This window comes from Flectobacillus sp., assembly GCF_049240685.1.
GTDB lineage: Bacteria > Bacteroidota > Bacteroidia > Cytophagales > Spirosomataceae > Flectobacillus.
Genome location: NZ_JBMLSD010000101.1, coordinates 1 through 5088 on the forward strand (window position 1 = coordinate 1; position 5088 = coordinate 5088).

General features: G+C 36.9%; 3 protein-coding genes. 1 reads left to right on the forward strand and 2 read right to left on the reverse strand.

The window, feature by feature from the left end; genetic code table 11:
- Positions 1-255 precede the first annotated feature (255 nt).
- A complete protein-coding gene (locus ACOVQ4_RS04655) occupies positions 256-804 on the reverse strand; it encodes a hypothetical protein (protein WP_421819489.1) in 549 nt (182 codons plus the stop codon).
- Positions 794-1996, reverse strand: a complete 1203-nt coding sequence (locus tag ACOVQ4_RS04660) for an AAA family ATPase (protein WP_421819490.1) — start codon at positions 1994-1996, stop codon at positions 794-796. The genes ACOVQ4_RS04655 and ACOVQ4_RS04660 overlap by 11 nt, the downstream gene beginning before the upstream one ends.
- 142 nt (positions 1997-2138) lie before the next feature.
- Here ACOVQ4_RS04660 and polA point away from each other — a divergent pair, with 142 nt between their 5' ends.
- A complete protein-coding gene (polA, locus tag ACOVQ4_RS04665) occupies positions 2139-4964 on the forward strand; it encodes a DNA polymerase I (protein WP_421819491.1) in 2826 nt (941 codons plus the stop codon).
- Positions 4965-5088 lie beyond the last annotated feature (124 nt).

Consider the following 5088-nt stretch of genomic DNA (forward strand, 5'->3'; position numbering starts at 1 on the left):
AGGCTGTCGAAACGATTGTGAATTTATGTTGTATTTGGGAGGAAAAGGCATAGATAGCTTAGTACTCAACATTATATTTAAGATTCTGTTTTAAGCTTTCAGATGACGGCTTTCAGCGGTCGGTTTTTGAAAAGGTAATTAATAATACTTTAACATTCTTTGCCTTACGCCTACTGCCTAGTTCCTAAACACATAACTTAAATCTTATTCTGCACGATTGCTTAGTAGGTATTCTAACCCTGATACAAAACAGGGTTAGAATTCTATCGTATTATTTTCGAAGAGTGTCACGTTGAGTTCATCCTCAAACTCTTTTGCTTCATTTTGTCTTCGAGAGTTTCGCCTAGGAAAAACTTTTTTTGCTCTCAAACTAACTTGTGCTTCAATGTGAAACCCTTCAAAATCAATTTTCTCCTTAAAAAGCTGAATAGTTAATTTTAGCTGTGTAATAGCTTTCTTTCTCTCGTCACTTTTTTGTCTTGGAGAAGGTTCCTTCGTTTCTACAAAGCAAAAACGGATATCATCAAATACTGCAAAGTCGCATCTTGTAGGATGTTCTGGTATATCAAGAAATAAACCTTTATCAATCGCTAAGAAATTGATTTCTTTTTGACTAGGATTAAAAATCTTAAATGGCTGGTCTTCGATTGATTCATCGATTGTAGTAATTACATAAGACTTTCCTCTTAGTTGTTGAGGGTTTATGTCTTCAAGGTACTCGTCTACCCAAAAAGTATAATTAGTGTAGATTTCCATACATATCCCTGTGAAACAAGGAAATACGGCATTGATTTTATCTTTCACGGTTACGCATTTTATAAATTTGCATGATTGAGTCAAAGTCATCTCCAAGACTCTCAGAGATTTCATCTAATTCATTTTCACTAATCAAGCCAGTTTTTTCATTAAAGATGGATTTGACCCCGCCCTTATTCCCCTCTTTATCTTCACCCACATAGTAAGCGGAAAAGTCCTTTGGATTAATCCATTGTGATTTTGGAATGATGCTTGCTAACTCCGCTTCTTTGTCAGGTATAGCTTTTGCTGTCTGGTAGGCGAACAACAAATTGTTGATTGTACTCAGTACATAAGGGCTGTGTGTAGTAATGACCAAGTGATTGTTGTCACCACATTTTTCAATTAAAAATTGAATCAAATTTTTCTGAGTTATTGGGAATAAATTCAATTCAGGTTCTTCCACAATAAATAGATTATCACCTTCCTTTGAAAAATGCTCGATAGTTACATGGAGCGGAATTGAAGATTGATGCCCGCTAGCACTTGCTGAAAGAGGTACAGAGTCTTGTTCGTTGTAATAAATAAGATTTCGACCATTTTCATACTTATATGCAATATTGAGATATCCAATAGGTAGGTTAGAAACATGAGTTCTAGCTATCTCAAAATAGTTGCCAAACTCAATTGTACTTTTTTGAAGAGCAATATTTGCTGTCAGCAAACCAAGTATTGAGTCGGATATGGATGAAATAAAAATCCTATCAGTTGGGAGATACTTCGTTTGATGGGTTAGAGAAGTAGTTTTTTTTAGCAGACTTGGTAATACGATTGATGTTAAAATCGTATTCATATTTGAGGTACCTCGTTGTACTCGTTCGTTATATCTTAACCATTCATTTTTTAAAGATTGAAGAGATGGGAAATATGATTTAGCTGAAGTTTCCAGAAAATCCTCTTCCTCAGTTATTTGAAATGAAAAATCATTAACCTTGAATTTTGCCTGAAAATTATTTGAACTGTATTCAAAAGAACTTGATGAATTTAGAAAATACTGTATCTGAAATCGAGAAAAATAATCCTCTACCTTTTTCCCGATGTAGGCATCTACCAAGAAATTAGGGTTATTAAAAATAGCTAACAATTTTGCTAAAGTAGACTTTCCACTGCCTTGCGGCCCTATTAAAACGGTTATTTTTTTTATATCTAAAGTTGCTGAACGAATAGGTCCAAAATCTTTAACTGTCAATTTTTCTCCCATAACATTATACATCATTTTTACAAAATAACTATCTTTTCCTACATCTTAAAAGAGAAGCGAGTCTTTTTTGGTATTTTTGAATAATCAATAAAATCTCATTCTGAAGTGTGCTTAACCGATTGGAAGGCTACAGACTAAAATAATGAAAAAATTATTCCTACTCGACGCAATGGCATTGATTTATCGTGCTCACTTTGCGTTTCAAAAAACACCTCGTATTAGTTCAAAAGGACTTAATACGAGTGCTGTTTTTGGTTTTGCTAATACCTTACTCGAAATTTTAGCCAAGGAAAAACCTACACACTTGGGTGTTGCCTTTGATACGCCAACGCCTACTTTTCGCCATGTGCAGTTTGAGGCATACAAGGCGCAACGTCAAGAGCAACCCGAAGATATAACCGTTGCTATTCCTTATGTAAAGCGCTTATTGGAAGCCATGAATATTCCTATTTTGTTGATGGAGGGCTACGAGGCTGATGACGTTATTGGAACTTTGGTTAAAAAAGCTGCTCGCGCCCATGAGGACATGGAAATCTATATGATGACTCCCGACAAAGACTATGGTCAGTTGGTAGAGGAGCGCATCAAAATGTACAAGCCTGCCTTTATGGGCAAGGGTGTCGAAATTCTTGGGCCACAAGAGGTTTGTGAAAAATGGGGTATCGAAAGTGTATCTCAGGTAATCGATATCTTAGGTTTGATGGGCGATGCTGTCGATAACATTCCTGGTATTCCGGGGATTGGTGAAAAAACAGCACAAAAGCTTATCGCTGAATTTGGAAGTGTAGAAAACTTGATTGCTAATGCAGATAAGTTGAAAGGCAAGCAGAAAGAAAATGTAGTCAACTTTGCTCAACAAGGCTTACTATCAAAAGAGTTAGCAACTATTTTGTGTGAAGTACCTATTGAGTTTCACGAAGAATCTTTACGTATTTCGGAGGTAAATAAAGAAGTTCTTTCTCCACTTTTGGACGAGCTGGAGTTTAGGACTTTACGCAAGCGCTTGTTGGGCGAAGAGTCTGAACCTGTTGTGAAAGAGGAAACTGTTTCAGCAAAAGTTTCCAAAGCTGCTGCGGCTGGACAGATGGATTTATTCGGAGGGTTAGTTTCTGAAAAACCTCTTGCTGTTACAGAAACTACGCTAGAATTTAAGCAAAATATCTATTCTACCATTCACCAATATCATGCGGTAGATACCCCAGCGCTTCGCCAAAACTTAGTACACTTCTTGAGTTTACAAGAGGCTATTTGTTTTGATACAGAAACAACAAGCGTCGATGCTGTGGAGGCAGAATTGGTAGGATTGGCATTTGCTTATCGTAAAGGAGAGGCATTTTATGTACCTGTACCGGCAGATCAAGCGCAAGCTCAAGCGATTGTCGATGAGTTTCGTCCTGTTTTGGAAAATGAAAACATTGAAAAAATTGCCCAAAATATCAAGTATGACTTGATGGTTTTGCAAAGATATGGTTTGACTGTAAGAGGTAAATTGTATGATACTATGTTGGCACATTATCTGATTGAGCCAGAAAAACGTCATAACATGGATATTTTGGCAGAAGATTATTTGAATTATACCCCTGTTTCGATTGAGGAATTGATTGGTAAAAAAGGAGCAAAGCAGGGCAATATGCGTGATGTAGAATTAGAAAAAATCAAAGAATATGCAGCGGAAGATGCTGATATTACTTTACAACTCAAAGATAGACTACATCCGATTTTGGCCGAAAATGCAGTAGCTGTCAAATTGTTTGAAGAGGTAGAAATGCCATTGACACAAGTTTTGGCTGATATTGAAATGGAAGGCGTGCGAATAGATACCGAGTTTTTGGGCAATATGTCTAAGGAACTGGAAACAGATATGCGTATCGTCCAAGATAGAGTTTTTGAATTGGCAGGAGTGGAGTTTAATATTGGCTCGCCCAAACAATTAGGAGAGATTCTTTTCGAAAAACTTAAGCTTGACCCTAAAGCTAAAAAGACTAAAACTGGTCAGTATATGACAGGTGAGGAGATTTTGTCTAAACTTGAATCAGAGCATGAGATTGCGAAAAAGATTCTAGATTTTAGAGAATTACAAAAACTCAAGTCCACTTATGTAGACGCTTTGCCTCTGCTGGTTTCTCCAAGCACTGGGCGAATACATACGTCTTTCAATCAAGCTGTGGCAGTTACGGGTCGTTTGTCGAGTACTAATCCAAACTTGCAGAATATTCCGATACGTACACCTCGTGGTCGTGAAATTCGTAAAGCATTTATTCCTAGAAATGAAGAATATTTGATTTTATCTGCCGATTATTCTCAGATAGAATTGCGTATCATGGCGGCGTTTGCTCAAGACGAATCTATGATTGAAGCTTTTAATCAAGGCCGAGATATTCACGCTACGACCGCAGCAAAGGTCTTCAATGTAAGCCTAGATGAAGTGACTTCAGATATGCGTCGTAAGGCCAAAACGGTAAACTTTGGTATTATTTATGGTGTATCTGCATTCGGGTTATCTCAACAAATTGCGATTTCAAGAACTGAAGCCAAAGAAATTATTGATAGTTACTGGAGAGAGTTTCCAGCCATAAAACAGTACATGGATTCAGCTGTAATTAAGGCTAGAGATACAGGGTATTGTGAAACGATTCTTGGTCGTAGAAGATATTTGAGAGACATCAATGCTCAGAATATGGTCGAAAGAGGTTTCGCAGAACGAAATGCCATCAATGCACCAATTCAAGGTTCGGCAGCAGATATGATTAAGGTTGCGATGATTAAAGTGAATGACTTTATCAAAAAAGAAAAACTTCGTTCTCGCATGATTTTGACAGTGCATGACGAATTAGTATTCGATGCTCATCGCGATGAGTTGGATTTACTAAAAGAACGAGTAAATGACTTAATGATTCATGCCATAGATTTTCCAGTAAAAATGGAAACAGGCATGGGCGTTGGTCAAAACTGGCTAGAAGCGCATTAGAAAATATATGTCACCACACTGGTGCTGGATTCCCATCCAGCACCTATTTTTTCTAAGGATTCTATCCTAAAACTTAAAAAATAGTTTTACAACAAATCAAAAATTTCTATGTCTAGAAAATACA

Bases quoted from the DNA above. Each gene is read 5' to 3' on its own strand.
- ACOVQ4_RS04660 (WP_421819490.1), bottom strand. From the start codon at position 1,996: ATGGGAGAAAAATTGACAGTTAAAGATTTTGGACCTATTCGTTCAGCA.
- polA (WP_421819491.1), top strand. From the start codon at position 2,139: ATGAAAAAATTATTCCTACTCGACGCAATGGCATTGATTTATCGTGCT.